This is a genomic window from Amycolatopsis acidiphila, from assembly GCF_021391495.1.
GTDB classification, from domain to species: Bacteria; Actinomycetota; Actinomycetes; order Mycobacteriales; family Pseudonocardiaceae; genus Amycolatopsis_E; species Amycolatopsis_E acidiphila.
On the sequence record NZ_CP090063.1, the window covers coordinates 6746872 to 6761651 of the forward strand.

Genomic DNA, 14780 nt, shown 5'->3' on the forward strand with positions numbered 1-14780 from the left:
GAACCAGCCTCTCTACATCCTGAAGACGCCGTAGCCGACGGGTTCCAGTGGCGCGTTCGCCGCGACGGACAACGCCAGGCCGAGCACCGTGCGGGTGTCCGCGGGGTCGATCACGCCGTCGTCCCACAGCCGCGCGGTCGAGTAGTAGGGATTGCCCTGCTCCTCGTACTGCGCGCGGATCCGGTCCTTGAAGGCCTCCTCGCCCTCGGCGTCCCGGCGGACGGCCGAGAGCACCGACGCCGCCTGCTCGCCGCCCATCACGGAGATCCGGGCGTTGGGCCACATCCACAGGAAGCGGGGCGAATACGCACGGCCGCACATGGAGTAGTTGCCGGCGCCGAACGAACCTCCGATGATCACCGTGAACTTCGGCACCCGCGCACACGCGACGGCGGTGACCATCTTCGCGCCGTGCTTGGCGATCCCGCCCGCCTCGTACGCCTTGCCGACCATGAACCCGCTGATGTTCTGCAGGAACACCAAGGGGATCGAGCGCTTGTCGCACAGCTCGATGAAGTGCGCGCCCTTCATCGCCGACTCGGCGAACAACACGCCGTTGTTGGCGATGACGCCGACCGGGTGCCCGTGGATCCGGGCGAAGCCGGTGACCAGCGTGGTGCCGTACTCCTTCTTGAACTCCGCGAACCTGCTGCCGTCGACGACGCGCGCGATGACCTCGCGGACGTCGTAGGGGGTCCGGGAATCCGTCGGGACCACGCCGTAGAGCTGGTGCGGGTCGACCGCGGGCTCCTCCGTCGGCAACACGTCCCACGGCCGCGGCGTGCGCGGCCCGAGCGTCGACACGATCGACCGGACGATCTGCAGGGCGTGCGCGTCGTCGTTCGCGAGGTGGTCGGTGACCCCGGACTGGCGGGCGTGCACGTCGCCGCCGCCCAGCTCCTCGGCCGTGACGACCTCCCCCGTCGCCGCCTTCACCAGCGGCGGGCCACCCAGGAAGATGGTGCCCTGGTTGCGCACGATCACGGCCTCGTCGCTCATCGCCGGCACGTACGCGCCGCCCGCGGTGCACGAGCCGAGCACCGCGGCGATCTGCGGGATGCCGCGGGCGGACATGGTGGCCTGGTTGTAGAAGATGCGGCCGAAGTGCTCCCGGTCGGGGAACACGTCGTCCTGCCGGGGCAGGAACGCGCCGCCGGAGTCGACCAGGTAGACGCACGGCAGGTTGTTGTGCAGCGCGACTTCCTGTGCGCGCAGGTGCTTCTTGACGGTCATCGGGTAGTACGTGCCGCCCTTGACCGTGGCGTCGTTCGCGACGATCACGCACTCACGGCCGGACACCCGGCCGATGCCGGTGATGATCCCCGCCGCCGGGGCGTCGTCGTCGTAGAGGCCGTTCGCGGCCAGCGGGGACAGCTCGAGGAAGGGCGAACCGGCGTCGAGCAGGGCGTCCACCCGGTCGCGCGGCAGCAGCTTGCCGCGTTCCACGTGCCGGGCGCGGGACTTCTCCGGCCCGCCGAGCCGCGCGGCCGCGAGCCGTTTGCGCAGGTCCTCGACGAGCTCCGCGTGCGAGGTGGCGTTGCGCGCGTAACTCTCGCTCCGCGGGTCCGCGGTGGTGGTGAGCGTCGGTGTGTCCATGCCAGCCCAGGTTAGTCGCCGTTAACTACGCCCTCGATGTTAACGACGACTAACCGGGCTGTCCAGAGGTCAGAGCGCGGCTTTGAAGGTGGGGTAGTAACCGCTCGCCTGACCGGTCGCGGTCGGGTGATAGGACTCGTCCACCGGCCACGTCACACTGTTGAGCCACGGCGAGCCCGAGCAGATCTCGTGCCCGGTGAAGGCCGGGCGCACGTCCGCGAACGTGAAGCCGGCGTTCGCGGCCGCCTTGTTGATGACCGTGTCGAGGGCGTCCGCGCCGCCGTTGACGTACCCGCGGGACGTGTCGGACAGCCCCACCGAGCAGGAGCCGCCGATCTTGTAGAAGTGCGGGTAGCCGAGCACGACGACCTCCGCGTTCGGCGCCTTGCTCCGGATCGTGCGGTAGACGTTGTCGAGCAGGCCCGGCAGCGTCGTGTTCACGTAGTTCGTCGCGTTCGTCACCGCGGTCTTGCAGCCCGAGTCACCACCGATGATGCAGTCCTCCATCACGCTGCTGAACCCTGCGTCGTTGCCGCCGACGCTGATCGACACGAGCGTCGTCGACGAGCTCAACGCCCCGGCCTGGTTGTTGAGCACGTCCGAGGTCTTGGCGCCGGAGCAGGCCTGGAAGCTCAGCGACGCCCCGCTGGAGTTCGCGTACAGCTCCGGGTAGGCCTTGGCGCTGCGCTTGCAGCTACTGGAGTCGAGGTAGGACCCGGCACCGACGCCGGAGGAGTAGGAGTCGCCGAGGGCGACGTAGTTGACGGCCGCGGCGTCGGCGACCCCGGTCAGTCCCAGCGTTGCCAGCAAAGCGGCGACGGCGACGGTAAGCGTTCTCAAGGCTGCGGGGACGGTCATGGCAGGCCCTTCTTCGAGTGACAGACCACACATAGGTGTAGCAGGGTTGTTGCTCACAAGGACCCGCAATTAGTCGGTAAGTGGTAACGAGATGGCGAACGTTAGTCGTCGCTAACCTGCACCCGTTAGCATGACGGGATGCCGAGCCCTACCCCGCTGGTCAACGGTGAGAAGGCGAGCCGCCGCGAGCAGATCCTGACCGCGGCGGCCGAGCTGTTCGCGCGCCACGGGTTCCACGGAGTGGGCATCGACGACATCGGCGCGGCCGTCGGCATCTCCGGGCCTGCACTGTACCGCCACTTCCGCAGCAAGGACGCGATGCTCGGCGAGATGCTGAGCTCGATCAGCCACTTCCTGCTCGACGGCGGGAGCGCCCGCGCAGAGGCGACGGCGGACCCGGAGCGGGTGCTGGCGGAGCTGGTGGACTTCCACGTGAACTTCGCGCTCACCCAGCCGTCGCTGATCACGGTGCAGGAGCGCAACCTCGCCAACCTCACCGACGCCGACCGCAAGCAGGTCCGCGCGCTCCAGCGCCGCTACGTCGAGGTGTGGGTGCGGGCGATCCACGACGCGGTGCCGGGGGTGAGCGAGCGCCAGGCGCGGTCGGCGGCACACGCCGTGTTCGGCCTGATCAACTCGACCCCGTACAACCGCTATCTGGATGACAGCGAGCTGGCCGATCTGCTGCGGCGGCTGGCACTCGGTGCGTTGCGCTCGCTCGCCTGAGTCACCCGTTCTTCCTACTAGCGCAAACCCACTGTTCCTGGTGTTTGATAGGACGGGTGGGCAACGAGCAGAACCTCGTGGGGAAGGCGCAGCGCGCCCTCGTCGCGATGCGGCTCGGCCGGGACGACGAAGCACTCGGCCAGGTGACACCCTCCGCCGAGGACGAACCCGGCCGCACGGCCGAGATGCGTGAGCTGATGCTGCTGCTGTTCGGCGAGTGCAGCACGATGGTCTCGGTGCTCGGGGACGGCGGCAGCGCGCCCGTCAAGGTCCAGGTGTTCGACGAGGCCGGCGAAGAGGTGCCGATCGACGAGGCCGACCCGCCGGTGCGCACGGCCGTGCGGACGCTGCTCGCCGAGGTGCACGGCAACACCGAAGCCGCCGAGGAGCAGGTGGAGATCGCGCTCGCGAGCGCGGCGCCCGACGAGGTCGACAGTCTCCTGCTGCAGGCCCTGCGCTGGACGATCCGGCTGTCCACCGAATGCCTCGACCGCGACCTGCCCGTCACGGACTGGGTGCACGACGCGGTGGCGGACTAGTTCAGCAGCGACTTCACCAGCGCCGCGATCTGGGGCGTCTCGATCAGGAACGAGTCGTGGCCGTAGGGCGAGGAGATCACCGCGGCCTCGCCCGCACCCGGGATGCCGGCCGCCAGATCCGCTGACTGATACAGCGGATACAACCGGTCACTGTCCACGCCTGCCACGAGCGTCCTGGCCGTGACGCGCGAGAGCGCCTCGCCGACTCCGCCGCGGTCACGGCCGACGTCGTGGTCGTTCATGGACTCGGTCAGCAGCAGGTAGCTGTTGGCGTCGAACCGCCGGACCAGCTTGTCCGCGTGATGGTCCAAATAGGACTCGATCGCGTAGCGGTCGTCGCCGGGGGCCTGACGGCGGCGGTCGAACCGTTGCGACAGCTCGGGTTCGCTGCGGTAGGTGACGTGCGCGATCCGCCGGGCGACCCCCAGCCCGCGGTGCGGGCCGTCACCCGGGGCCGCGTCGTAGTAGTCGCCGCCGCGCCAGCGCAGGTCGGACCGGATGGCGTGCAGCTGCGGTGCGGCCCAGGCGATCTGCTCGGCCGAGGCGGCCGCCGGTGCCGCCAGCACGAGCAGCGACTCCACCCGGCCCGGCAGGGTCACGGCCCATTCGAGCGCACGCATACCGCCCATCGAGCCGCCGAGCACCATGGCCCACCGCTCGATGCCCAGCGCGTCGGCCAATACCGCCTCGGTGCACACCTGGTCCCGCACCGTCACCCGGGGAAACCTGCTGCCCCAAGGGGTTCCGTCCGGATCCGGCGAGGCAGGGCCGGTCGTGCCCTGGCAGCCGCCGAGGATGTTGGGCACCACGACGAACAGCTCGCCGGTGTCGAGCGCGCGGCCGGGCCCGATCAGCCCGTCCCACCAGCCGGGCGTGGGATGGCCGGGCCCGGCCTCGCCGGCCGCGTGCGAGTCGCCGGTGAGCGCGTGCTCGATCAGCACGGCGTTCGACGCGTCGGAGTTGAGTGTGCCCCAGGTCTCGTACGCGATCGTGTAGCCGGGCAGCGTGCCGCCCGCCTCCAGCCGTACCGCCCGATCCACCGGCAGCCACTGCCGGCGTCCCGGCGGATCTCCCGCCCGCCACGCGCCGGTGGCGGGCGGGAGGTCCGGTGCTGGGGTCACAGAGCCGCCTTCGCGGCGCGGAAACCGGCCTCGAGGTCGGCCTTGAGGTCCTCCAGCCCCTCGAGTCCGACGGCGAGCCGGACCAGGCCCGGGGTGACGCCGCTGCCCAGCTGCTCCTCGGGGGACAGCTGGCTGTGGGTGGTGCTGGCGGGGTGGACGATCAGGCTGCGCACGTCACCGATGTTAACCAGCTGGCTGTGCAGCTCGGTGCCGTCCACGAACTTCCGGCCCGCCTCGACGCCGCCGCGCAGGTCGAACGACAGCACCGCGCCCGCGCCCTGGGGCAGGTACTTCTGCGCCAGCGCGTGGTACGGGCTGGACGGCAGGCTGGCGTAGTAGACCTTCTCGACCTCGTCGCGCCGCTCGAGCCATTCGGCCAGCGCCTTGGCGTTCGACACGTGCCGCTCGACCCGCAGCGAGAGCGTCTCGATGCCCTGGATGATCAGGAAGCTGTTGAGCGGCGAGATGGCCCCGCCGGTGTCGCGCAGCAGCTGCACGCGGGCCTTCGCGGCGTACGCGCCGGGGCCGAGGGCCTCCCAGTACTTCAGGCCGTGGTAGCTCGGGTCGGGCTCGTTGAAGCCGGGGAAGCGCTCCGGGTACGCGCCGAAGTCGAACGTGCCGGCGTCCACCAGCACGCCGGCGACGGTGGTGCCGTGCCCGCCGAGGTACTTGGTCGCGGAGTGGATCACCACGTCCGCGCCGAACTCGATGGGACGCAGCAGGTACGGGGTGGGGATGGTGTTGTCGACGAGCAGCGGGATGCCGGCCTCGTGCGCCACGCCCGCGACCCCCTCGATGTCGAGCACGTTGCTGCCCGGGTTGGCCAGCGTCTCGCCGAAGAAGAACTTGGTGTTCGGGCGGATGGCGGCCCGCCACTGGTCCAGGTCGTCCTGGTCCTCGATGAACGTGACCTCGATGCCGAGCTTCGGCAGCGTGTAGTGGAACAGGTTGTACGTGCCGCCGTAGAGCTTGGTACTGGACACGAAGTGGTCGCCGGCGCCGGCGATGTTCAGCACCGCCGCCGTGGTGGCGGCCGAGCCGGAGGCGAAGGCGAGCCCGGCCACGCCGCCCTCGAGCGCGGCGACGCGCTGTTCGAGCACGTCCTGCGTCGGGTTCATGATCCGGGTGTAGATGTTGCCCGGCTCGGCGAGGCTGAACAGGTCCGCGCCGTGCTGGCTGTCGCGGAAGACATACGAGGTGGTCTGGTAGATCGGCGTCGCGCGGGCGCCCGTGGCGGTGTCCGGGTTCGCGCCGGAGTGGATCTGTTTGGTCTCGAAGGACCAGGCGTCGTTGCTCGTCATGGACTCCGACGCTAGTCACGTCCGCCGTTCAGCCCAACTCCTCTCACCCGATGATACCCCTTGTTTTCTAAAACTCTTAGCAACTAAGATGCTTTCTAGGGAGAACCACAGGCGAAGGGGAAGATCATGCGGGAAGAACAGGTGGACGTTCTGGTCACCGGGGCCGGGCTGGCCGGATTGACGACAGCGATGTTCCTTGCCCGGCAAGGGGTTTCGACGCTCGTCGTGGAACGGCACCCGGGCACGTCACCGCATCCGCGGGCGGCCGGGCAGTCGCCCAGGACCATGGAGCTGTACCGGTGGGCCGGCGTCGACGCGGAGGTGCTGGGGGTCAGCAAGCGCGCGTCGCAGGGGTTGCGCATCACGATCGCGTCGAGCCTCGGCGGCCAGGTGTTCCACCAGCTGCTGGAGGACATGTCGGAGATCGACCTGAGCGCCGCGGCCGGGCTGCCGTGGGGCATGGCCGGGCAGGACGTCGTCGAGCCGATCCTGCTGGCCCGCGCCGAGAAGTCCGGCGCGCAGGTCAGGTTCGCGACCAGGCTGGTGTCGTTCGAGCAGGACGAGGCCGGGGTCACCGCGGAGCTGGACGACGGCGAGCCGTACCGGGTGTGGGCGCGGTACCTGGTCGCCGCGGACGGCGGCCGCAGCGGGATCCGGGAACGGCTGGGCATCCCGGTCGACGGGATCGGCCCGATCGGCCACTCGATCGGCGTGGTCTTCGACGGCGACCTGGGCGACCGGATGACCCCCGACGTCACGGACCTCTACTACCTGCAGAACCCGCGGTTCACCGGCGCGCTGGTCAACACCGACGTGCCGGGCCGGTACGTCTTCGGCACCGACTACCACCCCGAGCGCGGGGAGGCGATCGACGACTTCACCCCCGGACGGCTGGCCGAGCTGATCCGGCTGGCGACCGACCTGCCCGGCCTTGAGCCTGAGATCCGCTGGGTCGGGGCGTGGGAGATGGCGGCGCGGGTCGCGCGGCGGTTCCGGTCAGGGCGGGTGTTCCTCGCCGGCGACGCGGCCAAGGTGACGCCGCCGACCGGCGGCATGGGCGGCAACACCGCGGTCGGCGACGGGCACGACCTGGCGTGGAAGCTCGCCGCGGTGGTGCGCGGGGAAGCCGGCCCCGGCCTGCTCGACAGCTACGAGGCCGAGCGCCGCCCGATCGCGGAGATGGTCGTGCGCACCTCGCTGCACAACGCGAAGCAGCGGATGGCACCCGAGCTGGACCTGACCGGGGTCGGCGAACCGGTGGACCAGACGGAGATCGCGCTGGGCTTCCGGTACCGCTCCGGCGCCGTGCTGATCGAGGACGACGACCCCAGCCCGACCGAGAACCCGAACCGGCCCAGCGGTCGCGCCGGTTTCCGCGCCTCGCACGTGCCGGTCGTGGTCGACGGCGTGCCGAGGCCGATGGCGGACCTGCTCGGGCACGGCTGGGTGCTGCTCGCGAACGGTCCGCAGTGGGCCGCGGCGGCGCGGGAGGTGTCCGCGGAGGCCGGGGTTCCGCTGGCCTGTTTCGAGGCCGGTGTCGACTTCGGCGATCCTGAGGAGTTGTTCGCCGCCCGGTACGGCCTCGAGCCCGGCGGGATGAGCCTCGTCCGCCCGGACGGGGTCGTCGCCTGGCGGTCGGCGGTCGCGGTCGAAGATCCCGCGGGCAGGCTTCGGGACGTGCTGGGCAACCTGCTCAGCAGGTAGCTGACCACGTCGTATGCTGCGGAAATGGTGTCCGTCCGCAGTGTGGTCGATCGCGTCGGCCCGACACTGCTGCACGCGGTGTCGGTGCCCGGCGCGTGCCCGGCGGTCGCCGACGTGGTCATCGCCGAGCCCGGGGTGAGCACGTCCGTTTCGGCGGGCGACCTCGTGCTCGGCGTGGCGACCGCGGACGTGGCGGACGCGGTGGCGCTGGTGGCGCACAGCGCGGAGCGCAAGGCGGCCGCGGTCCTGCTGAAGCCGCCGCTGGCGACGAAACCGCCGGTGCGCCGTGCCGCGAAGGCGGCGGAGATCGCCCTGGTCGAGGTCCGCGCGGCGACGGCGTGGGCGCAGCTGGTCTGGCTGCTGCGCACGGTCCTGGACGCCGACGACCCGGTGGAGGAGGGCGACCCCGGTTCGGGAGACCTGTTCCGCCTGGCCGATGTCGTGGCGTCGGTGGTCGACGCGCCGGTGACGATCGAGGACACGAACTCCCGGGTGCTCGCGTACTCCGCGCGCCAGGACCTCACCGACCCGGCGCGGGTGTCGACGATCATGGGCCGGCGCATCCCGGACGACGTGCTCGCCCGGTTCCGCTCGCGCGGGGTGTTCCGCGAGCTGTCCCGCGGCAGGCAGACGGTTTTCGTGCCCGCGCAACGGGACGGCACGCTGCCGCGGCTGATCGTGCCGATCCGGATGGGCGGTGAGCTGCTCGGCTCGATGTGGGCCGTGGTGACCGGCCCGGTGCCGGAGGAGCGGGCGGCGGCGTTCGCGGACACCGCGCCGGTGGTCGCCCTGCACCTGCTGCGGTGGCGGGCGCACGCGGACACCCGGCGGCGCGCCTCGGCCGAGCTGCTGCGCGGCCTGCTCGACGGGAAAGTGGGGCCGCGCAAGGCGATCGCGGAGCTGGAGCTGTCCGACGAGCCGCACCGGGTGGTCGTCGTCGACACCCCCGGCGGCGACAGCACCGACGGCGAGGGCCTGCGGCTGGCCCTGCTGGAGCGGATCTCGCAGGGCATCGGGCGGCGGCCGGTCGCGACCGAGCTGGGCGGGCTGCTGTACGCGGTCGTGCCCGACGGCGAGGGGCCCGGCAGCTGGTCGGAGCTGCGGACGGCACTGGCGGGGCTGACCGCGCGGGTCGGGGCGGGCAGCCCGGTGCCGATCGCGGACCTGACCCGCTCGCGCACCGAGGCCGAGGAGACGCTGGGGCTGGTGCGAGCCGGGTTGCTGGAGGGCAACGTCGGCAGCTACGACGGCGTGTGGACCGCGCTGGTCCTGCACCGCGCGGCGACGGCGGCGGCCGGGGCGCGGATCGCGGAGCTGGGCCCGCTCGAAGTACTGCGCGCCCACGACCTGGCCAACCGCACGGAGTACCTCGACACGCTGTACGAGTGGCTGCGCTTCCCCGGCGACCCCCGCGCGGCGGCCAAGGCGCTGCGCATCCACCCGAACACGTTCCGCTACCGCATCCGGCGGCTGCTGGAGCTCGTCCCGCTGGACCTGGAGGACCCGGACGTGCGGCTGGCGCTGATCACGCAGCTGGTGGCGCTGCGCTGGTCCTGAGCGCCGACTCGCGCCCGCCGTCCCGATTACGATGGGCCGATGTTCTCCGGATCCGTGGTGCAGCTGCATCGCTGGCCGGTCAAGTCGTTGCGGGGCGAGCGGGTCGAGGCCGCGCGGTTCGACGACCGGGGCATGGCGGGCGACCGCGCGCACGCGTTGATCGACCTGCGCCCGAAGCGCACCGGCAAGGTGCTCACGATCCGTCAGAACCCCGGACTCCTGTCGTGGCACAGCGCCTACCGCGGACCGGCCGAGGAGCCGCCCACCCTGCGTGCCCCGGACGGCACCGACTGGTCGTGGATCGACCCGCGGCTGCCCGCCGCCCTCAGCGAATCCCTTGGCGTGCCACTGGAACTTCGCAACGCGGACGGGATGCAGGACCGCGGCCCCACCGTCCTCGTCACCATCGAAGCCTCCCGCGCCGCGCTCGCGGACGAGCTGGGCGCGGCCGTCGACCTCGCCCGGTTCCGCCCGAACCTGCACCTGACCCTGGACGCCCCGGCCTTCGCGGAGGAGAGCTGGGGCGAGGGCACCACGCTCACCGTCGGCGACGTCATTCTCGAGGCCGTCGGCGAGGACGCCGGCCCGTGCATCCGTTGCGTGGTCCCGAGCTGGGACCCGGCGGGCCGCGACCGGTGGCCCAAGCTGCAGACCTGGCTGATCGAGCAACACGAGAACAAGTTCGGCCTGATCATGCGGGTCACCCGCCCCGGCACCGTCCGCGCCGGCGACGAGGTCTGGGCCCAGCCGCTATAGCACCAGCAGCGTTTTCCCGATCGTGGCGCGGCTTTCGGTGGCCCGGTGCGCGTCGGCGGCCCGGTCGAGCGGGAACCGCTGCCCGATCACCGGCCGCAGGTGCCCGGCGGCCCCGTCCTCCAGCGCGCTCTCGGTGAAGGCACGCAAGTCCCCCGACGTGCCCCGCCGGACCGTGACGCCACGGGCGGCCGCAGCACGGTCCGAGACAGGCGTCCACGCACCGCTCGCCAGGCCGTACACCATCATCCGGCCGCCGCGGTCGAGCAACGAGAACGCGGCCGCGCCGACCTCGCCTCCAACCCCGTCGAAGACGACGTCGACGCGTCCCGCCTCCTGCGCCCACCCCGGGGCCGAGTAGTCGACGACCCGGTCCGCGCCCAGCTCCGCGGCGAGCTCCAGCTTCCGCGCGCCCCCCGCTGCGGCGATCACCACCGCCCCGGCCTGGTGCGCCAGCTGCACGAGCAGGCTGCCGACCCCACCCGCCGCGGCCTCGACGAGCACCCGGTCCCCCGCGCCGACCCCGACCGTCGCCAGCATCGCCTTGGCTGTCCGCCCATCGGCCAGAAGTGCGACAGCGGCGTCCAGCGAGAGCCCCTCGGGTACGGCGAACGGCGCCGCGGCGGGCACCACCACCCGCTCGGCGTACCCGCCCGACCCACCGGTGCCGGTCACGACCTGACGGCCCACGAGGTCGTGGTCGACCCCCTTGCCGACGGAGATCACCACGCCGCCCACCCCGTTGCCGGGGATGACGGGCGGGCGCAGCTGGAGCGGGTTCGTCCCGCCGGCGCGGAACTGCGTCTCGACGAAGGTGATGTTGGCGAACGTCACGGCGATCAGCGCCTCACCAGGGCCGGGCGCCGGATCTGGCGCCGTCCCGGGCTGCAGCACCTCGGGCCCGCCGAACTCCTTCAACCACACCGCTCTCATGCGGATCACCGTGCATCCTCCAGTTAGGTGGAAGTCAATGGGCTGTGGTGTGAGAACCATCCGGACGCGCGAGGATTGTCGTGGGCGGACGATGACACCGCCATCCGGGTGCATCACCGTGGTCAGTACGACGCCCATGAGCGACCAGGAGGACCCGTGCGTATCGCCGTCCCGCGTGAGATCAAGAAGCACGAATACCGGGTGGCACTGACTCCGGCCGGCGTGCACGAGCTGACCCGGCACGGCCACGAGGTGTTCATCGAGTCCCAGGCCGGCACCGGTTCGGCCATCAGCGACGACGACTACAGCGCGGCCGGCGCGAAGATCCTCGCCACGGCGGCCGAGGTGTGGGCCGAGGGCGAGCTGGTGCTGAAGGTCAAGGAGCCCATCGCCGAGGAGTACCCGCGACTGCGCTCCGGGCAGGTGTTGTTCACCTACCTGCACCTGGCGGCGGACCGGGCGCTGACCCAGGCGCTGCTCGACGCGGGCACCACGGCGATCGCCTACGAGACGGTGCAGAACGCGAACGGCTCGCTCCCGCTGCTCGCGCCGATGTCCGAGGTCGCGGGCCGGCTGGCTCCGCAGGTCGGCGCCTACTCGCTGATGAAGCCGTCCGGCGGACGTGGCGTGCTGCCCGGCGGTATCCCGGGGGTGCATCCGGCGCGGGTGGTGGTGATCGGCGGCGGCGTCGCGGGGCTGAACGCGGCGCGGGTCGCGCTGGGGCTGGGGTCCGATGTGGAGATCCTGGACACCAATGTGGACCGTCTACGGCAGATCGACCAGGAGTTCGGCGGCCGGATCCGCACGGTGGCTTCGACGGCCTTCGCGATCGAGCAGGCTGTCGTGGCGGCGGATCTGGTGATCGGCGCGGTGCTGATCCCGGGTGCGAAGGCACCGAAGCTGGTGTCGAACGATCTGGTGTCGCGGATGAAGCCGGGCAGCGTGCTGGTGGACATCGCGATCGACCAGGGCGGCTGCTTCGCGGACTCGCGCCCGACGACGCATGACGACCCGACGTACCGGGTGCACGACTCGATCTTCTACTGCGTGGCGAACATGCCGGGCGCGGTGCCCACCACGTCGACGCAGGGTTTGACGAACGTCACCCTCCCGCACACGGTCGCCCTGGCCGACCACGGCTGGCAGCAGGCGCTGAAGAACAGCCCGGCGCTGGCCCACGGCTTGAACACGCACCAAGGCGCCCTGACCAACGCCCCCGTCGCCACCGCCCACACCCTCCCCCACACTCCCCCCGACACCTTCCTCCACTGACCCCCCACACGGGCTCCCTTTCCCTTACCCCCCACCGAAGCCTTCCTCACCACCCGAAGCCGACCAGCACGATGGGGGTCCAGGGGGCGAAGCCCCTTGGCGGGGGTTTGGGGGTCCGACCCCCAAAAAAGACGCGAAGTCGAGCAAAGAGGGAAGCCGGCGAAGCCCGGCAAACAGGGGCGGCCCGCTCGACCAGCCTGGGGGTCACTGGGAGCGGGCCGCCACAACCAGCTTAGGTGGTCCCATCCGAGTTCGCTGCATGGGGTTCGGGTTTTACTCGAAATACTTCTTCACCGGCCGCGATGTGACGTCGTGATTCACCGACCAAGCGGGAGTTTCCCCCTCCACGCCCCGTGCGGCCCGCGGATGAGGCAGGATGTCGGCTGCGCCGAGGTTCACCCATTCGCCGGATCTAGGGGGACGTGATGCAGAACAACGGTAGCGGCCGGATTGTCGTGCAGAATCTCAGTAAGACCTTCGGCCCGGTCTCGGCTGTGCAGAACCTGAGCTTCGTGGTGGAACCGGGGTCGGTGACGGGGTTCCTCGGCCCGAACGGCGCGGGGAAGACGACGACCCTGCGCATGATCCTCGGCCTGGTCACCCCGACGGCGGGGGTCGCGACGGTGAGCGGTTTGCCGTACGACCAGCTGGGCAACCCGGCGCGGATCGTGGGCGCGGTACTGGAGAACGAGGGCTTCCATCCGAAACGGACCGCCCGCAACCACCTGCGGGTGTACGCGTCGGCGATCGGGGTGCCGGATCAGCGCGCGGACGAGGTGCTGGGACTGGTGGGGCTTTCGGCCGCCGCGGAGCGCAAGCCGGGCGGGTTCTCGCTCGGGATGCGGCAGCGGCTGGCACTGGCGACGGCGTTGCTGGGCAACCCGCAGGTGCTGGTGCTCGACGAGCCTGCGAACGGTCTGGACCCCGAGGGGATCCTTTGGCTGCGCAACTTCTTGCGTGCCTACGCACGTGAAGGCCGCACGGTACTGGTGTCGAGCCACCTGCTGTCCGAAGTGGAGCAGACGATCGACCAGGTGGTGATCATCAGCCACGGCGTGACGCGCTACTACGGTTCGCTCGAGCAGCTGCGCGGCAGCCAGCAGTCGCGGGTGCTGGTGCAGGCGGCCGATCCGAACGCGCTGGTGAAAGCGTTGCAGGAGGGCGGCTTCGGCCAGATCGAGCCGACCCCGGACGGCCGGGTGGCGGTGCTGGGCGCGACGCGGCAGCAGATCGGCGACCTGGTCGCGAAGTCGGGCCTCGCGGTGTACGGCATCGAAGAGGACCGGGCGGACCTGGAGAAGCTGTTCTTCCAGCTGACCAACGGTCAGTACGCCGGCGCGCCGTACCAGCAGCCGCAGTACCAGCAGCAGTATCCGCCGCAGCAGGGCGGCGGCTGGGGGCCGCCACCGCCGGGCTATCCGCCACAGCAACCACCGCAGCAGCAGCCGTATCAGACACCACCGGGCGGCTACCAGCAGCCGGGCCCGCACCAGGGTTGGGGAGGACAGCGCTGATGGGCCGCTTGCTCGTCGCGGAGTTCCGCAAGACGCTCACCACGAAGAGCTGGTGGGGGCTGATGATCCCGGCCGTCGTGCTGGCCTTCGGGTTCGCGCTCGGCTGGGGCGCGTTCGCCAACGAGGTCGGCGACGTGCTCTCCAGCAGCGAGACGCAGATCATCGCGCAGGCGCTGGGCATCGAGACCGGCCACCTGCCGATGGGCCTGCTGGCCATCGGGCACGGGATCAACATCGGGCTGACGTTCCCGGTGATCTTCGGTGTGTTCGCGCTCGCCGGTGAGTACAGCAAGAAGACGATCACGACGACGTTCCTCACGGCCCCGAACCGGGTTTCCGTGCTGACCGCGAAGATGATCACCTACAGCGTCTGGGGCGCGGTCTACGGCCTCGTGGTCGCCGCCGCGGCGAGCCTGGGCATCGCGCTCACGGTCGACGGCTCGCGGCTGCCGACGGGCGGCCAGTGGCTGGCCGTCGTCGGCGCGAGCGTGCTCGCCGGGGTCCTCGCGACGCTGTTCGGCATCGGCGTCGGCGCGGTCTGGAACAGCGTCGTCGGCAGCGTGGTCACCCTGGTCATCTACCTGCTGGTGATCGAGAACGTGCTGGTCCTGATCTTCTACGGGCTGTGGCGGGTGGACTGGCTGGGCGGGGTGCTGCCCAACGGCACGATGAACGGCATCGTGGGCGCGATCGGGGCGCAGGCCTTCGGCGCGGCCGGGGTGAAGGTGCCCGGGCTGGACGCGGAGGCGCAGTGGACGCTGCAGTACGTCGCGGGCGCGCCCGGCGCGTTCTCGTGGTGGGCCTCGGCGCTGGTGTTCTTCGCCTGGACCATGGTGTTCTTCGCCGGCGGATGGGTCGCGAACCAGCGGCGCGACATCACCTGAGCCGGCGCGCATAACCTGGAGC

General features: G+C 71.1%; 13 protein-coding genes. 8 read left to right on the forward strand and 5 right to left on the reverse strand.

The genetic code is table 11. The features are described 5' to 3' along the window. Positions 1 to 12 precede the first annotated feature (12 nt). Both LWP59_RS33005 and LWP59_RS33010 read right to left on the reverse strand, forming a co-directional pair. On the reverse strand, positions 13 to 1596 hold the full coding sequence (locus tag LWP59_RS33005; RefSeq protein ID WP_144637919.1) for a carboxyl transferase domain-containing protein: 1584 nt from the start codon (positions 1594 to 1596) through the stop codon (positions 13 to 15). A gap of 69 nt (positions 1597 to 1665) precedes the next feature. Continuing rightward, positions 1666 to 2454 (reverse strand): SGNH/GDSL hydrolase family protein, encoded by a 789-nt coding sequence (locus tag LWP59_RS33010; RefSeq protein WP_144637917.1) that lies wholly within the window; start codon positions 2452 to 2454, stop codon positions 1666 to 1668. Between the two features lie 138 nt (positions 2455 to 2592). Here LWP59_RS33010 and LWP59_RS33015 point away from each other — a divergent pair, with 138 nt between their 5' ends. Together LWP59_RS33015 and LWP59_RS33020 are read left to right on the forward strand one after the other, a co-directional pair. After that, complete coding sequence (locus LWP59_RS33015) at positions 2593 to 3180, forward strand: SACE_7040 family transcriptional regulator (protein ID WP_144637915.1); 588 nt, start codon at positions 2593 to 2595, stop codon at positions 3178 to 3180. A 107-nt stretch (positions 3181 to 3287) separates the two neighbouring features. Then, the gene (locus LWP59_RS33020; RefSeq protein ID WP_229857692.1) at positions 3288 to 3719 is read left to right on the forward strand and encodes a hypothetical protein; all 432 of its coding nucleotides are present in this window, start codon (positions 3288 to 3290) and stop codon (positions 3717 to 3719) included. Here LWP59_RS33020 and metX read toward each other — a convergent pair. Continuing rightward, positions 3716 to 4840, reverse strand: a complete 1125-nt coding sequence (metX, locus tag LWP59_RS33025) for a homoserine O-acetyltransferase MetX (protein WP_144637911.1) — start codon at positions 4838 to 4840, stop codon at positions 3716 to 3718. The genes LWP59_RS33020 and metX overlap by 4 nt on opposite strands. Beyond that, complete coding sequence (locus tag LWP59_RS33030; RefSeq protein ID WP_144637909.1) at positions 4837 to 6141, reverse strand: bifunctional o-acetylhomoserine/o-acetylserine sulfhydrylase; 1305 nt, start codon at positions 6139 to 6141, stop codon at positions 4837 to 4839. The genes metX and LWP59_RS33030 overlap by 4 nt, the downstream gene beginning before the upstream one ends. A gap of 126 nt (positions 6142 to 6267) precedes the next feature. Here LWP59_RS33030 and rdmE point away from each other — a divergent pair, with 126 nt between their 5' ends. The 3 genes from rdmE to LWP59_RS33045 are packed head-to-tail and all read left to right on the forward strand — an operon-like array spanning position 6268 to position 10158. Continuing rightward, complete coding sequence (rdmE, locus tag LWP59_RS33035; protein ID WP_144637907.1) at positions 6268 to 7845, forward strand: aklavinone 12-hydroxylase RdmE; 1578 nt, start codon at positions 6268 to 6270, stop codon at positions 7843 to 7845. A gap of 24 nt (positions 7846 to 7869) precedes the next feature. Further along, positions 7870 to 9402, forward strand: coding sequence for a PucR family transcriptional regulator (locus LWP59_RS33040; protein WP_144637905.1), 1533 nt, complete (start codon positions 7870 to 7872; stop codon positions 9400 to 9402). 39 nt (positions 9403 to 9441) lie between these two features. Beyond that, positions 9442 to 10158, forward strand: a complete 717-nt coding sequence (locus LWP59_RS33045) for an MOSC domain-containing protein (RefSeq protein ID WP_144637903.1) — start codon at positions 9442 to 9444, stop codon at positions 10156 to 10158. Here LWP59_RS33045 and LWP59_RS33050 read toward each other — a convergent pair. Beyond that, positions 10153 to 11088: a zinc-binding dehydrogenase gene (locus LWP59_RS33050; protein WP_144638071.1), complete on the reverse strand. Its 936-nt coding sequence runs from the start codon at positions 11086 to 11088 to the stop codon at positions 10153 to 10155. The two genes, LWP59_RS33045 and LWP59_RS33050, sit on opposite strands and share 6 nt — an antisense overlap. A gap of 156 nt (positions 11089 to 11244) precedes the next feature. On the opposite strand from LWP59_RS33050, the gene ald reads away from it, so the two are divergent. The 3 genes from ald to LWP59_RS33065 all read left to right on the forward strand — a co-directional run bounded on the left by ald (position 11245) and on the right by LWP59_RS33065 (position 14758). Next, positions 11245 to 12360 (forward strand): alanine dehydrogenase, encoded by a 1116-nt coding sequence (gene ald / locus LWP59_RS33055; RefSeq protein WP_191334825.1) that lies wholly within the window; start codon positions 11245 to 11247, stop codon positions 12358 to 12360. Positions 12361 to 12785: 425 nt separating this feature from the next. Continuing rightward, positions 12786 to 13874: an ABC transporter ATP-binding protein gene (locus tag LWP59_RS33060; RefSeq protein WP_144643069.1), complete on the forward strand. Its 1089-nt coding sequence runs from the start codon at positions 12786 to 12788 to the stop codon at positions 13872 to 13874. Beyond that, a complete protein-coding gene (locus tag LWP59_RS33065; RefSeq protein WP_144643068.1) occupies positions 13874 to 14758 on the forward strand; it encodes an ABC-2 transporter permease in 885 nt (294 codons plus the stop codon). Before LWP59_RS33060 ends, LWP59_RS33065 begins: the two co-directional genes overlap by 1 nt. Positions 14759 to 14780 lie beyond the last annotated feature (22 nt).